Source organism: Natronosalvus caseinilyticus (assembly GCF_017357105.1).
GTDB lineage: Archaea > Halobacteriota > Halobacteria > Halobacteriales > Natrialbaceae > Natronosalvus > Natronosalvus caseinilyticus.
Window position 1 is genome coordinate 1 of sequence record NZ_CP100395.1, and the last position, 15,337, is coordinate 15,337.

Annotated in this window: 17 protein-coding genes; 7 read left to right on the forward strand and 10 right to left on the reverse strand. The window is 53.7% G+C overall.

All coding sequences use genetic code 11. The annotated features are described in order from the left end of the window. Positions 1 to 190: 190 nt before the first annotated feature. Both J1N60_RS19460 and J1N60_RS19465 read left to right on the forward strand, forming a co-directional pair. Positions 191 to 991, forward strand: coding sequence for a ParA family protein (locus tag J1N60_RS19460; RefSeq protein WP_312912746.1), 801 nt, complete (start codon positions 191 to 193; stop codon positions 989 to 991). Beyond that, positions 988 to 1,401 carry a DUF8160 family protein gene (locus tag J1N60_RS19465; RefSeq protein WP_312912747.1) on the forward strand — a complete coding sequence of 138 codons (414 nt, stop codon included), beginning with the start codon at positions 988 to 990 and terminating at the stop codon, positions 1,399 to 1,401. Before J1N60_RS19460 ends, J1N60_RS19465 begins: the two co-directional genes overlap by 4 nt. 247 nt (positions 1,402 to 1,648) lie before the next feature. Here the strand turns inward: J1N60_RS19465 and J1N60_RS19470 are convergent, their stop codons facing one another. The 3 genes from J1N60_RS19470 to J1N60_RS19480 all read right to left on the reverse strand — a co-directional run bounded on the left by J1N60_RS19470 (position 1,649) and on the right by J1N60_RS19480 (position 3,160). Further along, entirely contained in the window at positions 1,649 to 1,828 is a 180-nt protein-coding gene (locus tag J1N60_RS19470; protein ID WP_312912748.1) for a hypothetical protein, read from the reverse strand. Positions 1,829 to 2,047: 219 nt separating this feature from the next. Continuing rightward, complete coding sequence (locus J1N60_RS19475; protein ID WP_312912749.1) at positions 2,048 to 2,224, reverse strand: hypothetical protein; 177 nt, start codon at positions 2,222 to 2,224, stop codon at positions 2,048 to 2,050. 564 nt (positions 2,225 to 2,788) lie between these two features. Continuing rightward, positions 2,789 to 3,160, reverse strand: a complete 372-nt coding sequence (locus tag J1N60_RS19480; protein WP_312912750.1) for a DUF7344 domain-containing protein — start codon at positions 3,158 to 3,160, stop codon at positions 2,789 to 2,791. Between the two features lie 129 nt (positions 3,161 to 3,289). On the opposite strand from J1N60_RS19480, the gene J1N60_RS19485 reads away from it, so the two are divergent. Both J1N60_RS19485 and J1N60_RS19490 read left to right on the forward strand, forming a co-directional pair. Beyond that, complete coding sequence (locus tag J1N60_RS19485) at positions 3,290 to 4,504, forward strand: DUF7504 family protein (RefSeq protein WP_425499369.1); 1,215 nt, start codon at positions 3,290 to 3,292, stop codon at positions 4,502 to 4,504. After that, positions 4,501 to 6,573, forward strand: coding sequence for a hypothetical protein (locus tag J1N60_RS19490; protein ID WP_312912752.1), 2,073 nt, complete (start codon positions 4,501 to 4,503; stop codon positions 6,571 to 6,573). The genes J1N60_RS19485 and J1N60_RS19490 overlap by 4 nt, the downstream gene beginning before the upstream one ends. Here J1N60_RS19490 and J1N60_RS20715 read toward each other — a convergent pair. Further along, positions 6,570 to 6,701: a DUF7503 family protein gene (locus J1N60_RS20715; protein ID WP_425499366.1), complete on the reverse strand. Its 132-nt coding sequence runs from the start codon at positions 6,699 to 6,701 to the stop codon at positions 6,570 to 6,572. The two genes, J1N60_RS19490 and J1N60_RS20715, sit on opposite strands and share 4 nt — an antisense overlap. Before the next feature lie 172 nt (positions 6,702 to 6,873). Here J1N60_RS20715 and J1N60_RS19495 point away from each other — a divergent pair, with 172 nt between their 5' ends. Together J1N60_RS19495 and J1N60_RS19500 are read left to right on the forward strand one after the other, a co-directional pair. Beyond that, a complete protein-coding gene (locus tag J1N60_RS19495) occupies positions 6,874 to 7,998 on the forward strand; it encodes a tyrosine-type recombinase/integrase (protein ID WP_312912753.1) in 1,125 nt (374 codons plus the stop codon). 353 nt (positions 7,999 to 8,351) lie between these two features. Continuing rightward, a complete protein-coding gene (locus J1N60_RS19500; protein ID WP_254538597.1) occupies positions 8,352 to 8,663 on the forward strand; it encodes a hypothetical protein in 312 nt (103 codons plus the stop codon). A gap of 459 nt (positions 8,664 to 9,122) precedes the next feature. On the opposite strand, the gene J1N60_RS19505 is transcribed toward J1N60_RS19500, so the two are convergent. After that, positions 9,123 to 9,599, reverse strand: a complete 477-nt coding sequence (locus tag J1N60_RS19505) for an ArsR family transcriptional regulator (protein WP_312912754.1) — start codon at positions 9,597 to 9,599, stop codon at positions 9,123 to 9,125. A 115-nt stretch (positions 9,600 to 9,714) separates the two neighbouring features. Here J1N60_RS19505 and J1N60_RS19510 point away from each other — a divergent pair, with 115 nt between their 5' ends. Next, the gene (locus J1N60_RS19510; protein WP_312912755.1) at positions 9,715 to 10,497 is read left to right on the forward strand and encodes a DUF8170 family protein; all 783 of its coding nucleotides are present in this window, start codon (positions 9,715 to 9,717) and stop codon (positions 10,495 to 10,497) included. Positions 10,498 to 10,773: 276 nt separating this feature from the next. Here J1N60_RS19510 and J1N60_RS19515 read toward each other — a convergent pair whose 3' ends face one another. From J1N60_RS19515 to J1N60_RS19535, 5 genes are all read right to left on the reverse strand, one after another. Further along, on the reverse strand, positions 10,774 to 11,865 hold the full coding sequence (locus J1N60_RS19515) for an outer membrane protein assembly factor BamB family protein (RefSeq protein WP_484551603.1): 1,092 nt from the start codon (positions 11,863 to 11,865) through the stop codon (positions 10,774 to 10,776). Positions 11,866 to 12,473: 608 nt separating this feature from the next. After that, positions 12,474 to 13,070, reverse strand: coding sequence for a hypothetical protein (locus tag J1N60_RS19520; RefSeq protein ID WP_312912757.1), 597 nt, complete (start codon positions 13,068 to 13,070; stop codon positions 12,474 to 12,476). Positions 13,071 to 13,321: 251 nt separating this feature from the next. Continuing rightward, complete coding sequence (locus J1N60_RS19525) at positions 13,322 to 13,957, reverse strand: hypothetical protein (RefSeq protein ID WP_312912758.1); 636 nt, start codon at positions 13,955 to 13,957, stop codon at positions 13,322 to 13,324. Between the two features lie 174 nt (positions 13,958 to 14,131). Continuing rightward, a complete protein-coding gene (locus tag J1N60_RS19530) occupies positions 14,132 to 14,581 on the reverse strand; it encodes a hypothetical protein (protein WP_312912759.1) in 450 nt (149 codons plus the stop codon). 240 nt (positions 14,582 to 14,821) lie between these two features. Continuing rightward, a complete protein-coding gene (locus tag J1N60_RS19535; RefSeq protein ID WP_312912760.1) occupies positions 14,822 to 15,259 on the reverse strand; it encodes a hypothetical protein in 438 nt (145 codons plus the stop codon). Positions 15,260 to 15,337 lie beyond the last annotated feature (78 nt).

Sequence of the window (15,337 nt, forward strand, 5' to 3'; positions counted from 1 at the left end):
AACGAGAGGCACTCGTCGTGCAATTCTGGCTGAATATTGACTCAGAACGCGAGCGGGAATACTCGGCGTGCGCTTCGATCACGAGGAGGTCGTCCTGTGGATGTCTCGCTGCCGTTGGCCGCTCGATGGGATATAATCTACTGGAACTGTCTGACAAGCTTTTATATCTTGCCCGTACAAACCAGTTTGTATGACACAGACGGCAAAGATAGCAGTGACAAACCAAAAGGGTGGCGTCGGAAAGACGACCGTCGCGATCAACGTCGCCGGGGCACTCAACGCACGCGGGAGAAACGTACTGTTCGTCGACATCGATCCACAGGGTAACGCGACCGAGGATCTCGGAATGCCAGAGGCGTACGATAAGGAACCGCCGAGCCTGTTCGACTGTCTCACCGACGCGGAGAAGCGAGAATACGTCACCCAGATCATTCAAGAGCATCCCGAGATGGACGTCCTGCCGTCGAATATCGACATGACGGCTGCCGAACCCGAACTGACGCTCTCGAGGCGCGGTGGCGAACAACTCGATATCCTGCTCGAATACGTCGAGGACGACTACGATTACATCATTGTGGACTCGCCTCCAAACCTTGGGAATCTCACCGATAATGCGCTATACGCTACCCAGAATATTCTGATTCCGGCACTCGCCGAATCGACGAGTAAGCGCGCGTTCGAGCTCCTCTTCGATCACGTCGAGATGCTTGAGTTAGACTACGAGATCGAGATCAGCGAGGTCGGCGTCGTCGCGAACCGTATCGACGTGCGAAAGAACCAGGCACTAGAGATGGTCGAGTGGATCGATGCTGCGTTCGACGATGTTCCTGTGTGGCGCGTCCGTGAGCGAGCGGACGTCCAGTACGCGCTCGAGGAGGGCGTGTCCCTTCTCGAGTACAATCCAGAGAGCGATATGTGCGACGTCTTTTTGGATATCGCGGACGGTTTGGATAGCCAATTCGGTTTTGAAGAAACAGAGGTGCGAGCATGAGCGATCGAGCCAACCGGCTTCGAGAGCGCCGAAACAAATCCAAAGAGGCCGTCCAGTCCAAAGCGGACAAGACGGACGAACCGTCCGAAACGCCACGGCCGTCAAAACAATCAAAACCGTCCAAACCGTCACAGACAGACAAACCAGGCGAGATGGAAGAGACGGGCGAGACGGACAAACCGTCTATCAAAGACGAACAGGTTGGGACGTATCTGTACCTCCCGGAAGCGCAGAAAAAGGAGATGGGCCTCCAGTACAAGATTCTAAGCGCGGAGTACGAGCGCGAGTTCGGTAAAGAACTCGAGAAGAACCGTCACTTCTACCCGCTGGTCATCGAGCACGGTTTGGACGGTTTGGACGGTTTGGACGTACAAGAGGTACGTGACCTACTGGACGGTTTGGACTACTGATTTCGAGTTCGTTGTTTTGCGTCGATCTTTTCGAACTGGCCAGTAATATCCCAAGTTAACGCATTCGTGCTATTACGAACACAAGAACCGCTAAAAATACTATGATTAGCGCCATAGGGATGTAAGGAGTATAGCAACCGATTAGTGCCCAGATGTCCGTTCCAGCGGCTGTCCCACATTCATAGAATGACATTGATAATAGTATATTCGGATATCTAATGAAACTAGTCCGATAATTCCTGCCGAACTACCCCTCCTCTTCGTCCTGCTCTCGAGTCCGCGCTTTACTTCCCGCTTCGGTCGCAGGCCAGTCTTTCCGTCGGAACTCACCAGGATGTTCGGTGTTGACGTGCTCGGCCAGCTCGGCAGCGCCGCCAGTCGAGTGCGAGCAGTCCGTTGACGGGCAGACGAACGATCGTGGAGTCACGAATTAGCTACTGCTCGAGTAGTTCATCGACAAACTTCTCCGCGTCAATAAAGCCGTCTGCTTTCCCTTCGAAATAGTGCCATCTTTTCGAATCTGTCTCGAACTCGCTACTCGTTTTAGATGCCAATTCTCTCTCTCTTCCTGAAGCTTCTCCTTGAGTTGCTCGAGTTGTCGCTCATGCTTCGATCTACACATACTAACGTCAGAGAATAAGCTATCCTACCGCTTCGTCGACGACATAATCTCGAGCCACGGGTCTCGACTGGCCTCCTCGATCCGCTCGAGGGCGTGGCGCTCGCAGTAGTACTCGATGCCCTGGGTGACCCGACGTCGGTTTTTGACGTTGAACCGGTAGCCCGAGATCCGGTCGCAGTCACGCCACTCGCACGAGAGCATACGCGCTCGTTCACTGTACTGGATAGAAACAGTCCACCTCGGTGCGAAAGTGGAAGTAGCAGGCAACGGTGGGAAACCATACTGGCCCGAATTATGGCGGTGTGAAGGGTGTGATCAGATCTATGGCGGTAGGGTCGTTTCGGGCGGTTATGCACCTTCGGGTGTCGTCCCGTGCCGTCAGTCGTAGCCGGTGGTTGGCGCTGTTTGGCGATTCATCAGCTTGCGGCGAACTCATGGGTAAAACATCGCCCGATGAGAACTGCTTGGATCTGTTAATGGGACCAATAAGAAACAGCCGATCAAAACCGCCGAAAGGCAGATTGATTCGGATTAGTTGGATTCGAAATTGTCTCGAGCGAGGCTTGATCTCTCGGGAAGGCATTCAGATGCGACTTGAAACTCCTCTTTCCGAATGCGACCGTCCTCCTCAAGTTTATTCAATAGATACCGAGCCGAATTTCGATGAATATCGAGGTCCTCAGTGACCTCTCCGGTTTGAATTGCAAGCCAGCCATCTGGCATATTGGTAATAGTAGTGGGATGTTATTGTCTCGGCTCGGCCAATTAGCCATCTATTTCGATATTCTGACAAGTTTCCACGATCTGGTCGAGTAGTGGCGAAAAGTTTCGGCTGCGAATATCACCAGTCCGCCGATCAAACTCGATGGCGCCGATCTCAACTAGTTTCGGAAGATCAGTATGAACCAAGTTTATTTGCATCTGTTCTCGAATCTCGTTGGAGACTTCGGTGGTCGGGACGCTCTCAATTTCTGCTGACATTTCTATCGCAAGAGTCTCTACATCGGTAACTTCGACCGCGAGAAGATGATAAAGGAGATCTCGCCTACGTTGGTTGGAGAGAACGGCGAGGAGTTTGTCGAGCTGACGGCGGGTTTCATCACTCGCGGATGGTGAACCTCCTCTATCGTTATCCATTGGGGGTAAAACGCCGTCACCGACTATAAATCAGAGGACATCGGGCAGCCAATGAGCTTCGTGTGAACTGACCGAATGATACTCAACTCTTGATCGCGATTACTTTGCATGGATACCGAAAAGCGGGGGATGCGTTGGCCGTTTTTGACCGCTGGGCGGTCACTCCCGTCGCAGCCCTTTGACCCTGACGTAGAACGTGCAGCCACTGTGCTCGTCCCGCCAGCTGCGGCGGCAATGGGAGCTGATCCATTCACCATATCTACATTGAACGATCGGATCGACCCGGATAGTGTTGATCGTATTCTCGCAAACTTTCCAACCGATTCGCAGTCGGGTGTTCGAATAGCAATCGAGGTGTCGTGGGACGGTGCCTCCGTGTTAGTTCGTGATGATGGACACATAGAAGAATACCCGACCGATCAATCGTCGGACCACAGAGAAGCTGCGGTAACGCTCAAGCATGACTGGCAGGGGAGGAGTTCCCTCCTCTGGTCGGTTAGTCAGGCAATCGCGACCAAATCGGCTAAGTCCCCAGCTGAGATCAGTGAGCTGCTTCGGAAGTGGCTTGATCCGGACGCCCTCGATCGCCTTCTTCAACCACTTTTCGATGAAACAGAGCGTCACGACAGTCGTCTTTTCCTCTCGGTCGATGGACACGAGGCCGTGATCGGTCCTGATGGGAAGATCGTTGTCGAGCCATCACTCGCAGCCCTCAAGCGGGCAGGGGCGACACTCCTCGTTGTTGGTACCGTTCCTGAACAGGAGTTGGACCGAGCCGCTGCGACGTTGCTCGGCGACCCTGATGCTGCTCGCGCTCCCGTGTTCATCCACCATGGACAAGATCTCGAGACCGCCCGCCGTCGCCTGTCGATGACGGGTCTGGCTGCGTCAAATGCCACGGCCTTAGTTGATCAATCAACTGCGAGGGCAGGAACAGCAGCAGCCTCTGACGGGCCCAATACCGATGGCGGTCACGGGCTGACGATTGTCCCAGTTTCGGGCGGAATAAAAGCCTTTCCTGATATTGTTCACGAAACCATTTCGGCGATTAACCCAAGCGTGCCAGGAGAACTGAGAGTTAGCGTTGATTCCGTCCGCGCCATGCTCGGTTCAAGTGACCTCAAGCAAACCAGCGGGGTTCTCAAAGAGATCAGTCATATGGTTCATGATCACAACGGAGTAGGCCACTTCCTGCTCCCGATCGAGGCAGACAGCGACGAAGTTGAAGCGCTCGCACCGATATTCGATGCGGTCGTCGAACTTCGTATGGGTGACGTCGGCATTGAGCAGCAGTGGCGGCTCACAGCGACCGGGTATGAGACGCCCTGGTTCTCTCTTGGATGACAGTCGAGATTCGCGAGTGCGACGAGAAGTCTGGGATCAGCGTCATCGACCACATTGAAGGCCGACGGTTTTCGCTGTCGATTCAGCCGGCGGTCACGCTAGAAATGGGCTCGGAGAACCGGTTTCGGGCTCCAATTGACGATGCTGTTTCATGTCAGGTCGAGGAACTCGAGCTGCCGTATGTAGTAGCAGTCCTAGTTCGTGATGCGAGCGGGGAGATGGTGGCCGAGTGTCACGACTTCGCTTGGGAAGAACTGCCTGATGCCGAATATGAAATCGAGATCGCAGCCCCAATCAAGCTCTATCTGCGGGTGTCGGGGCAAGTGACCATACGCTCGTCGAGCGATACAATGTATCTCTCGTTCGGTGAAGTGACTTCGGTTGACCTGGCAGCCCGATCGTACCACGATCAGCCAGCGGCGACGGTCACAACAACAGCTGCTCCCGAAGATCTGATGGCGGCTATTTCGACGTTTGGATCGGCGCTCAAGACGACCAGTCCGGAGCGATCGTTTCCGTCCCTTCGGGGACATCCCCCCGCGATCGAGCTTGGTGAATCACTGTCAATTCCAGAGGCAGTCGCTCCACCCGAAACAGGCTTGCAAATCGAGGTACCCCCTACCCGCTCAGCCGTGTACTCCGTCGCGACATTGGCTCACTATCTCGGCGCTCGCGTCGTACCAGGTGAGACTGCCCGCCTGCTTGCCGATGACACTACCGTCCGATCTCTGGAGGGGCCAGACGGTCTCCAGGGAGCCGTCACTGAAACATTACAGCAGATGTTCTTGCTCGATTGTGTCGTCCGGACAGTAGGGCGGTATCCGTTAGACCTCCACGAACGTCGGGAACTCACAGAACGAGTGGATATCCCGCTTCGAGACCTCTATGACGCGCCGATCTCTGAGCGCGTCACTCGTTATCTGGACATCCCCTCTGAATCGGTACTGGATCTGGTTCCGACGTGGTACTTGTCGACGCATCTGTCGCCAGCACCGGCTTCGACGGAATTTCTCCCGTATGCGGCGAACGCATTGTCGACCATCAGCGTTGAGCAACGGGAACCGATCGACCCCCACCCAATCTCTCCACCAGGATATGAGGAATTCGTCAGGTCTACAATATCGCCGACTGACACAGCCAATTCGTCGCCGGAATTATCATATGTTCGGGTTTCAGCCACCGATACACTCGAACGCGCTTGGTTCGGCGAGGGGCGTTCTGTGAATGCGAACGATCTGCACTTAGGCGGTGTCCGGAACCGATTTGACTCTCAAGCAACCGGTGACCCCATCAATATCGGCGTTGTTTGTAATGATGATCAAATGGGTGCCGAGGTGGGCGATGGCGATCTCTACGGTGACCGCGAGGAACTTCCATTTACAGTGACCGTCCACAGGAGTCTCGCCCGCGATGATCTACGGGCCCTACTCGCAACAGATCTCGATTTCCTCCATTATATCGGCCACGTGGAGCATGGCGGATTCGTCTGTCGCGATGGGGTGCTCAACGCATCCGATCTTGCTACCGTGGGTGTCGATACGTTCTTCTTGAATGGGTGCCGGTCCTACAATCAGGGATTGGCTCTCATCGAAGGGGGAAGCATCGGTGGGATCGTAACCCACGGCGCAGTCGATAACACAAACGCGACTGCCATCGGCCAGCTCGTTGCGGGGCTACTCAATGCCGGCTATTCACTTAGATCGGCTCTTACAGTTGTGGGGCATCGCTATACCGTCGAAGGGCGCTATACCGTTATCGGTGATGGTGGCGTCCAGGTCGCGCAATCCGAGAACGGGACACCGAATCTCTTGCGGGTCGTCCGGCCACCGGACGACGAGGGATATGAGCTTCGGATAGCGACGTATCCAACGCTTGGGCCGGCAATGGGTGCCTGTTACACGCCCTATGTTCCCAGCGTTGACCAACATTTTCTCGTCGGTGGTGAACTTCCGCCAATCAGGCTATCGCTGCCAGAAATCGTCAATCTCCTCTCTCTTGAGAGAGTTCCAGCGATTGTGGACGACGAGTTTCACTGGTCAACTGATGTCACTTCTGCCGACCTTCCTTAGCCGATAGTGGACCCGTTGCCGGCGGCTACGGTGCCTGCCTGGGACAGGAGGAGGCATATCGTAAACAATACGCCCATTAGTCGTGGGTTATCGGCTAGAGTTGCGGTGAGAGAACTGTTTTCTGCCATTGCGTCCGTTCGTTGCGACCTGGATCTCATGGACTTTCGGGTGTACATTTGAACTCAAGTAATACCCCACTACTCCACCGGCTACCCGATCATAACAAATAATATACTATTTCTTAGACGAGTTTGACACAGTAACTTTACTAGGGTCGCCGCCGTCGGTCGAGCACGAACCATGGAACCCGACGAGGGCGACGCTACACCCGGGGAAACACCGGTCGAGACGGCGATCCAGCAGTACCTCGACAGCGTCGAGGCTGGCAACTCCCGGAAGAACTTCGCGTCGACCCTCGCGACGTGGCGCACCTGGCTGCGCGAGGAGCGCGGTGTGACGAACCTCGAGGATCTGAACGTCCTCGATTGCCGCCGATACGCACGGCACCTCAAGAAACGGGCCCGCGACGGCGATCTAAAAGCGAGTACCGCAACTACCTACTACGCGTACGTCCGCGCATTCCTCACGTTCTGTGTCGCCGACGAACTCCTCGATACGAATCCGGCGAAGGCCAAGCGCGCCACCGACGAGCTCCCCGAGGACCTCGGTGACGCCGACCGGCAGTTCTGGCGGGAAAAGGAGCGGCAGGCGATCATGCGCTACGTCGACGATCGTGTCGACCACGCTCTTGACGAAGAAGCGGACGTGAGTCGTGAGCGGGCCTTTCGCGACCGAGCAGTCGTCTATCTCCTGGGACTCTCTGGTGTTCGCGGCGCGGAGGTGTTCGCTGAACCCTCAGACGACAAGCGGAACGGCATCACCTGGGGAGACGTCCAACTCAACGCCGGCGCTGTCCGCGTCCTCGGGAAGTCACGAGAATACGAGTATGCCCAGCTTCCCGAGCGGGCCGCAACGACATTAGAGCGGTACAGGACTGTCCTAGATCCCCCAACCGATGAATGGCCGGTCTTTCCCAGTGGACACGCCCCGTCGAAATATCGCGCCGTTCGCGAGCAGCTGGCCCACGAGGGAATTTCGGACGGCGAGATCGAGACCATCCTCGAACGCAACGATATCGATACAGTGCTCCGAGAATATGAGGTCATTCCACCAGCGCTATCGACGAACAGTGCTCGCAACTTGATGAAGCGGCTGTGTGATAGTGCTGACCTCGATGTCGACGGTGACTACCTGAAGCCACACGGTGCCCGTCGAGGGCTTGGTCACGAGCTCTACGCGAGCGGCCACGCCGAACTCGCCCAATCAGCACTCCGACACGCGAGCATCGAGACGACCCACGAGTCGTACTCCGACATCCAAGCAGCTGAAACCGCGAAGCAAGTCGACGATCTCCTCAAGGACTGAATTAACCAACACTATTCCAATTGTATCGAGACTGTTGGTTAAAGCAGAAGGGGAGTCTCCTGACCATGTATTAATCCTAATATTAAGATTAATTCTAGAAACAACCGGTCAGCTGTAGTGACTCAGCTATCATTGGTTACGGATGGAAGCGTGAGAACTCCCAAGCTTTGTTGAACACTTGAGGTCTGAAAGGTTGCCGGAGTCGTGCTGAACGTAGAGCGCTATCGGGTACGAAGGCGGGACGATGTGCCTGGTGACTATATCGCTAAATACAGCGAAATATCTATTTCTCACACCAATGATACTCTGGCAAGATGCCAGGTATGGACCACGGTGTCAAACGAGGTTTCGGGATGATTGTCGAGACCGTCGTTGTTGCCCTCCTGATTAGTGAACTCGTTCCTTTGCTGGTTGAGCAAGGTATGCTCCCATCAGGTATCTTCTGGTGGGTGATTCCTGTTTCAATTGTGAGTGCGGTAATGACTGTAGATGCGTCCCGATACTGGTCGTTCGGCTACCTCGCAGGCGTCTGTATCGGAATCTATCTCGCTATCCCAATCTTCCTCGAAGCAGGGTTATTGAGTCCACTTGACATACTGATTTACGGAGGTCTCGCACTTGCGGCAGTTGGCCTCCGAGTCAAGATTCACAGTTCGGGATTCTGACCAGCTGCCTGTCCAGTAGTTACATAGAACCCGGTTAATTCTTCCCTCGTGATGAATCGGACTACGCTAATCGCTCTCCTTTCTCTTCTTGCGACAGCCTTGTATTTCGTGGAAAATTTGTGTTAGTCATTTATGGTATCAACAGAGCCAACCCCAGCACCATACTTGTTTCTATGAGCCCCTCAGAAATGTTTAATGTTAATATTAGAATTAAGGACAACACAGCCCATTCATAGTCTCACAGCAAGGCGTCGAGATAACGGTAGCTTAGAGCGACCATGGTAGCTCAGAGAGAACAGTCATCCGGGAAGACACCATGAATACCAACTTAGGTGAAAAGGCGCTCGCAGCCATTCACCATCGCTTCCAACAGTCGCAGTGACGGATGTGGCGCTCGAAGTGCCAGCCAACCTGAAGGCAGCGAAAAATCACTCTCTTCGAGACCCACCTAACAGACCGCTAGGGGACCTCAGCCTCTTCCATATCCGGTTCGTCGAATTCGAGTGCCTCTCTCACGGCTTTGGGAAGCGTGGGTCGCGGTGCGTCCTCGTGGCGCTGCACCCGCTCGGATTTTTTCGTTTCCTCGTAGACAGCGCGTGCAATAGGGACGCCCCGCAGGAAATTATGTTCGTAGAGGATCTCAACCCCGCGCTCGGTCGGTCCCCAGAACTTTGACGGGAGATCTCGCGTCGACACGTTGGGTTCGTGCACGAAGACGTCAAGGATTCCTGCCTCTTGGAGCGTCTCGAGTTGGTCGAGGATGGCCGCCTCGTTCTTCGGAATCATGTAGTCGAGTTCGGCCAACGACGCGAGGTGTGCTGGGTGACCGAGGATCAACTGCAAGATGAGGTGGCGCGTCTCCTGGGAGAGCAGCTCACGCATTCGCTGCTGCTCTGCGAAGGAATCCTCGAACCCTTCGGGGGCCGTATCGCTCATACTGTAGAGTAGTGGACTCGACTGCATAACGGTTTGGGTTGAACAAGTCAATTAAATCGCCAAAACACTGAGTCAGTTAGAAACGCCTTTTACCCAGCCAGTACTGTTCCCGCTTATGAGTGCTCCGTCAGTTCCCCCGAACTCGGGCGAGATTATGAGGGCTGTGCAGCAGGCCTTACGAGGGCTCGATGTCGGATCGGCGGAGGCTGTGCAAATCCTTTCGTGGGCAAACAAAGAGACGCCGGCAATCTACGACCGTGATCAAACCGCGTATCTCGTCCTCGGGAGCTACCGTGATCCGTATCTCCGACGCGTACGGGCAGTCAACGACCGGCTAAACCGCCGATACGGAACATATGCCTTCCTCATTGGAGACCTCTCAGACATCGACCTCCCTCGACTTCCGGAGTTCCGCGTGAAGTTCCATATCACGGCGACACTCTGTGATTACGTGGCTGCTGTGTTCGAGCAAGATGCGGGCGGTGAGATCAACGAACTCGGCAAACTGGGCGAAACCGAGTACTTCGAAAAGGCGTACGCCTTCCCACGCGCATACCAGTGGGAAACGGAAGATCACCTTACTGACGAACGTGATGTAGTCGCTGCTGCTGCGCAGATCAGAGCTGCCACCGACATCGATGGCGAGACAGAGACTGCAGAACTCGAGGCGCTCGTCGAACGAGCAAACCAAGCTGGAATCGACATCTCGGTCGATGCGGTGAGGACCAAGCTTGAGGAACACGATATCGAGGTTCCATCGTACAGCTGGGTGCATCTGAACGACTTCCGTCTCTTCGAACTCCACGGGCGATGTTGTCCCTGGACGACTGAGGAAGAGTTACTCGACGCTACAGATGATCTTCCAGGATCACCGAGACCAGGGTGGGAACAGCGGTGAGGTTGGTTTTAATATTAATTCTAATCTTAAGAGCAGGTTTCCGTTGTTGATCGGCAGTAGCGCCCCCAATCGAAAGTCATCCTGTCCGAGAGAGAATCCGGATTTCCCTCTGATAGATATTTTCGGTGCAAACCATAGTTTTGTGCGAAACCTCAACAGTGGTTGGTAGATGCAGCATGCTAAATACAGAACGCAAGTCTGTCACTAGCCGTTCGCTCTCAGGCAAGGAGCAAGCCTGATAGATCCTCAGTTCTGTTAATATCGATGAGAACCGCGCTATGTTGACTCTGCCGCGCTGAACGCTCGAAGCCGCCCATCGGAGGCACCGATGAAGACGTACCCATTAGCGACCGCTGGTGATGATTTCACGTAGGGGCCATCTCCACGATCGCTTTCAAACGTCACCCGCCACGCATTCTCGCCAGCAGTGGTAACAGCCGAGAGGCCATCCCGGCATCCCACATAGATGACTCCGTCCGCAACCGCTGGGGACGAACGGGTGTCGGTCTCGAGCTCAGCCGTCCACTGTCGCTCACCGCTTGCTGCGTCGAGCGCGTATAACTGTCCGCGGGTCACGCCAGAACACTCAGACTCACCACCTCCAACAGTAAGACAGGTCCGCACCGACGATGCTGCCACGTAGACCACCCCATCAGCAACGGCTGGCGACGTTCGAAGACTTACGTCGTCGATCCCAACGGACCACCGTGTCTCTCCAGTCGATCCATCAAGCGCCCAGACCTCTGCGGGCGGACCCGAATCACTGGTGGTGGGTGCGCCATAGTAGACGACGTCGTCGACGACGGCTGGCGAGGAGTCGGGGTGGGTCGGAATGTCTCGCGTCCAGACTTCCTCTCCCGTTTCACTATCCAACGCGTACACCCCGCTCTCCCCGCCAAAGTAGACCCGCCCATCGGCAACGGCGGGCGAAGAACTAATGTTCTCTTTCTCGCTGAATTCGCGGTACTGCCACTTTCGTTCGCCCGTCTCTGCATCCAACGCGAGAAACGCACAGGCTTCGAACGTCTCTTCGTCTTCGGGACCCCTCACGACCAACGGGCCGTCACCGATTGTCCCGACATAGATTGTGTCGTCAACGATAACTGGGGACGAAGAGCCGAACCGATGTCCTATCTCCTGGCTCCAGAGTTCATCACCGGATTCGGCGTCGAGTGCGTAGAACTGTTTGCCCCACGTGCCGACAAAGAGCATGCCGTCCCCAAGCGCAAGGGCGGATGACGCGTATCCAGCCGGCTCGAACTGCCAGACGTTGTCACCGGTTTCGATGTCGATCGCGTGAATCAACCCTGGGTTGCCGCTGCCGGGTACGTAGACCGTACCATCCCCGACGATTGGAGAGGTATTCATCGTGGGCGTCCCGGCAGTGTATCGCCACGCGAGTTCCGGCTCGTCTGTGCCTGGCCCGGCAACTGTCGAGACGTATCCGGTGTTCCGGGGATTGGCACCGAACTGAGGCCACGTATCATCGAGGGAGTTGGCGGCTTCAGGACTGTTCCCATCGGACTGTGGTGTGCCGGCACGAGACTGGGGGTCTTTCGACGGAGCGCTACCGAGACATCCAGCAATCGCAATCGCCGAGACTCCGGCAGTTGTTTTGAGGAACCCGCGTCGTGTGGAGGGAGGTTGTGAGGGGGACATCGCGTGCGAGTCAGTACACTGTTCACAAATAAATACATTTTCGAGAGACAAATAGCAGTTTCAGCTTTTAGATTGATAATTTGAGAAAGACAGCGTTGGTAGTGGTAGAACACTTAAGCGAGGATCGGTTCCGAGGGATATACTGGATGGAGGTCGCGACTGGTGCACGGGAGAGTCTATCATAGAAACACTCCCAGGATATTGCTTTCACCCTCAAGTCAGGATGAATCAGTCGCTCAGTGAATATGCTTAGTGAGCGACGAAGGGTCACGTGGGGATGGTTCTACAAGCGGAACACGGAGAGTTTGTTGAAATTTTTAATCGAGACTGGTGTGACGCTGTTCTATAATAACCTTCCGAGACCAATCGAACGAATCATCATCTGATTGGAGTATAATTGTGATTTTGCTCGGAAGGGAGGCCGCTACGTCTTCGTATTGATACTCAGTAGGGGGACACCTGACGAGAGTCCCACTTTGGTTTGTTTCGGATCGGATTATCAATGTTATACGTCCTTCAGACACACTGGATGAAAGCCAGTTCTTTTCGTCATTGACATCATCTAAATCCGTCTCTTCTTCCACTTGCGTGAATATAGTAACAAGAGCGATTTGCTCGCATTCCTGCTCTGCATCCTTAATTTCATCTACTTTAATAGTTTCCTCGATTGGATCGGCCTTTCCGTACCCTGATTTAGGCTCGAGCGAGCCGGCGCAATCATCATTCTCGTCTTGTGAATCGCTCTCTGACGCGTTCTCCTCAGTATTAGTCTGGTTATCTGTTTCCTCAGGGCCAGTCTGGTTATGAGAATCTTCTTCATCTGTGTTGGGAGTTTCGTTAGAGTCACTGAGACACCCAGCAAATGGGGCAACGAAACCACCACCGGACACCGCGAGAAGTCTACGTCGGTTCATATCAGATTATAAGTGGGAACGATATAAGTGCTTTCTCCAGACTCAAATACTGGTTTCAGTGGCTTTCTGAATATTTAGGCACGATCACTGCTTCCCCTGAACTAATCGATCATCGAGAACGGCAACGAGGGTTGTGAGCGTTTCTATGACACGCTGCGGGATGGAAACCGGTCATCGAGGGTAGGTGCTCCTCAGAGCAGGAAAGAGGGCCAGCTACCTGCTACGCCACATACACAAAGGTGAAAAGAGGGTCAGCGATAGGAGAGAAACAGAGAAAAACCCCAGTCGTTGCCTTGCTCGCCCATATCCTGAGTCTCAAACCGATATTCTCCTTCCTCAAGACACTCAGAATTGCCAAGCGAGGAATACACATCGTACTCTCTAGAGATTTCTTCGCACGGTTCTACCGTTACAACGTCTTCTACGTCTGAAATATCATATCCCCCCTCCACTTCCCAGCAGCCATTTTGTGGGTCGTCTGGAACGTCCATCCCGGAATACTCATCTGGATCAATAAACAGCATCGAGTCGATTTCGGTGTGGTGACCGGCTACTGGCGGAAACGGTTGCAGCATGAGGAAGGTCAGTGTCTGCTCTTCATCACTGTCGTTCATCACGGTGATCCGAAATCTCGCGGGCGCTTCGTCGCCGAAGTGTCGAAGGAGATCGACAGAGACCTTCACGTGATCTACACCCGACTCTTCGGCTTCGAGTGTCACGGTGGGGAAACTCTCTCCCGGCTCGTTTTCGACCTCAACATCATCCTCGATAGCGCCACATGGTTGATCAGAACGTCCATCGTCGTCTGTGGCACTACCCTCGCTTAGACACCCTGCGAAAGCCGAGAACGAGATACCCGCCCCGGCAAGCAACGCTCGTCGTTTCATACATAATTCAAATTTCAGAACAATATAAGTCTTCTAGAAGCTCAATCATGTCTTTCACCTTTGTGATCTACCCAATTCAAATCTACTCAATAGCTGGTTCACTGGCTTCCCATGTGGAAAACGAAACCGTTGAGCTGAACTCACCCTTTGAGTCGGTTACGCCAATAAAGAGAGTCAACTCAGAACCTGATCATACAGAATCAATTCATCTAGTTCAACGTAGCCGATGTTTGAGCTAATATATAGTCTTGAGTAGCGAGAGTCCGATCCATCGGAGTATGGATATCCACCAATATCTCTTAGATCGCGGAACATTTTACGGAAATGCTTCGTGTCTTCACAAGCGACTGCACTCCCTCTTGCATCATAAAAATCGAAAAGTGTTTTCGACAACTCATGAAGGGCAGAATAGTCAACCACTACTGAGTTAGGGCGAGTCTCAGTAACAGGCTCATGCAATTCCATAGATGCATCCGGATATTCGCACTCACCTTCTTCGCTTAGTGCTTCAGGTTCGGTTTCCAGGGTATGCCCGCTCGAATTGTCTTTGGCTCGTGAAAGGCAGCCAGAAATACTCCCAACAGAAGCAAGCCCGATCCCTCGTAACAACGAGCGTCGGTTCATACTGATGGTTTGCTAACCACTCACATATATCTTAGCTTAGCTAAAACATCTATTTGACTACTGTGTTCAATCGCCATGAATCTGGCACAAACTGAACGGTAACGGCTCCTGTGGACTCACTGGTCAACTAACCACTTCATCGGTCAGTTCAAAGGTAAGCAGAGAGATTGGTTTCATCAATTTTGTTCGTCGGAGGTACTGTCGATCTCGAACGATCAACTATCAGTACAGAGGGTGTCCTTAGCAGGCGTACCACGAATCGATCGAGTGATCTGATTGTAATGTAATTCCGATATCTTCGCCATCACAGTCAATGTCCAAATCAGGTGCATACTCCCACGTAGCGGAGTTACCTTCTGGAGTGAAAACCGCCACCGTTGACGGAGTCGTTTCGATAGCAGCAGTTGAATCAAGATGATCGGGGTCAAGTTCGTATACCCGACTAAACAACAGTTCTCCCTCATCATCTTCTACCCGAACACCTATCATTGCGAGTTCTCCCGTTTGATTCTCAACCATAATTTCAATTGAGTCGCCTTCTCCTCCCGTATCATTAGTTAAGACGAGATCGTTACATCCCGAAACTGAGGTCGAGGCTATGACTCCCGTCAAAGCAAGTATTTTTCGCCGAGAAACGCTTTCAGTATGAGTAGAGGGTGTTGCGGGCAGTTCGGCCATTAGTTATTTATTTATCAATACAGAGGTAAATAGTTTCGCTCACTATCTCTGCTCGTGTACTCAATAGACGGGTAAACT

Coding starts and splice junctions, on each gene's coding strand:
- J1N60_RS19485 (WP_425499369.1), top strand. CDS start 3,290: ATGCGTTGGCCGTTTTTGACCGCTGGGCGGTCACTCCCGTCGCAGCCC.
- J1N60_RS19530 (WP_312912759.1), bottom strand. CDS start 14,581: ATGAACCGACGCTCGTTGTTACGAGGGATCGGGCTTGCTTCTGTTGGG.
- J1N60_RS19475 (WP_312912749.1), bottom strand. CDS start 2,224: ATGCTCTCGTGCGAGTGGCGTGACTGCGACCGGATCTCGGGCTACCGG.
- J1N60_RS19480 (WP_312912750.1), bottom strand. CDS start 3,160: ATGGATAACGATAGAGGAGGTTCACCATCCGCGAGTGATGAAACCCGC.
- J1N60_RS19490 (WP_312912752.1), top strand. CDS start 4,501: ATGACAGTCGAGATTCGCGAGTGCGACGAGAAGTCTGGGATCAGCGTC.
- J1N60_RS19505 (WP_312912754.1), bottom strand. CDS start 9,599: ATGAGCGATACGGCCCCCGAAGGGTTCGAGGATTCCTTCGCAGAGCAG.
- J1N60_RS20715 (WP_425499366.1), bottom strand. CDS start 6,701: ATGGCAGAAAACAGTTCTCTCACCGCAACTCTAGCCGATAACCCACGA.
- J1N60_RS19520 (WP_312912757.1), bottom strand. CDS start 13,070: ATGAACCGACGTAGACTTCTCGCGGTGTCCGGTGGTGGTTTCGTTGCC.
- J1N60_RS19460 (WP_312912746.1), top strand. CDS start 191: ATGACACAGACGGCAAAGATAGCAGTGACAAACCAAAAGGGTGGCGTC.
- J1N60_RS19465 (WP_312912747.1), top strand. CDS start 988: ATGAGCGATCGAGCCAACCGGCTTCGAGAGCGCCGAAACAAATCCAAA.
- J1N60_RS19535 (WP_312912760.1), bottom strand. CDS start 15,259: ATGGCCGAACTGCCCGCAACACCCTCTACTCATACTGAAAGCGTTTCT.
- J1N60_RS19525 (WP_312912758.1), bottom strand. CDS start 13,957: ATGAAACGACGAGCGTTGCTTGCCGGGGCGGGTATCTCGTTCTCGGCT.
- J1N60_RS19495 (WP_312912753.1), top strand. CDS start 6,874: ATGGAACCCGACGAGGGCGACGCTACACCCGGGGAAACACCGGTCGAG.
- J1N60_RS19500 (WP_254538597.1), top strand. CDS start 8,352: ATGATTGTCGAGACCGTCGTTGTTGCCCTCCTGATTAGTGAACTCGTT.
- J1N60_RS19510 (WP_312912755.1), top strand. CDS start 9,715: ATGAGTGCTCCGTCAGTTCCCCCGAACTCGGGCGAGATTATGAGGGCT.
- J1N60_RS19515 (WP_484551603.1), bottom strand. CDS start 11,865: ATGAATACCTCTCCAATCGTCGGGGATGGTACGGTCTACGTACCCGGC.